This is a genomic window from Rothia sp. HMSC064D08 (assembly GCF_001809525.1).
Classification (GTDB): domain Bacteria; phylum Actinomycetota; class Actinomycetes; order Actinomycetales; family Micrococcaceae; genus Rothia; species Rothia dentocariosa.
Genome location: NZ_KV797891.1, coordinates 1 through 970 on the forward strand (window position 1 = coordinate 1; position 970 = coordinate 970).

1 protein-coding gene and 1 pseudogene are annotated in these 970 nt (G+C 43.0%); both read right to left on the reverse strand.

The features are described from left to right. Positions 1-620 (reverse strand): uracil phosphoribosyltransferase (locus tag HMPREF2625_RS01775; protein ID WP_070521094.1); only part of this gene is annotated, 620 nt, incomplete at its 3' end. Next, a pseudogene (locus HMPREF2625_RS01780) lies at positions 617-970 on the reverse strand (hypothetical protein); the annotation flags it as partial. The pseudogene HMPREF2625_RS01780 and the gene HMPREF2625_RS01775, both read right to left, overlap by 4 nt.

Genomic DNA, 970 nt, shown 5'->3' on the forward strand with positions numbered 1-970 from the left:
CCCACTATTGTAAAAGAGCTCTCGGCAGATGAAGATGGATCAAGAATCCGCTCTAGCATAAACGGCACATAGGTAACCTCGGAGATCGGGGCAACAATAAGACCGTAAATATTGGCGCCTCGTATCCACCGAAACTTGACTGATCTCCTAAACCGCATAAACGCGACAACCTGCAAGATAACGTGAATCATGTAAGGAAGTGCAATAACGGCAATAATAAACATACCCGCCAAGATAAGATCATCATATCCACTGGGCGCAGATACCAAAACGTTAATGAATACACAGACAAAAACAACCAGCATGATGAGCACAGGAATAATAATTAGAATATTCTTGATAGCCTGTGCTATGAGAAGAGGCTCACGGGTGTTGGGATCTATATCAAACTGTTGTGATATGTGTTTATGAGGCTCTTCCTTTCCCTCAGCGCCCTGAAACCCCGGGGACGCCTGGGATTCCAAGGAGATCTTACCGTCGGTGCCTTCTAGACCATACAGCTGTGTATATTTAGGCTCTTGATAGGCATTCTCCGGATTATTGCCCGATGCACTTTGCTTTTCCACGGGAGGCTGCGGATCATTATTATCAGCGGTTGAAAAATTCTTATCGGTGCTCATTGCTGTTCACCCTGATCTTTCTTCTGCGACCTAACGTTAACGTGCTGCCAAGGAATTTCTGCAATCGGATCTTCATGATGCTTCTTCAGGGTTTTTAAATCATCCGTTTCGTATATTGCATTCTTGAAACCAGATAAAGTATTATCTGGCGTTGGGTGTTTATCAGTATCCATATTTTTATTATGAGAGGATAGTTTTTTCTTTTTCCAGTTATATATACTCACTACAATAATCGTGAAGATACTCATGATCGCTTCAAGGACGCAGGCACCTAGCATCCACTGTAATGGTCGGATATCGACATTTGAAGCCGTCACCTCTATAACGAACGATGTATAAAAAGCAGCAAG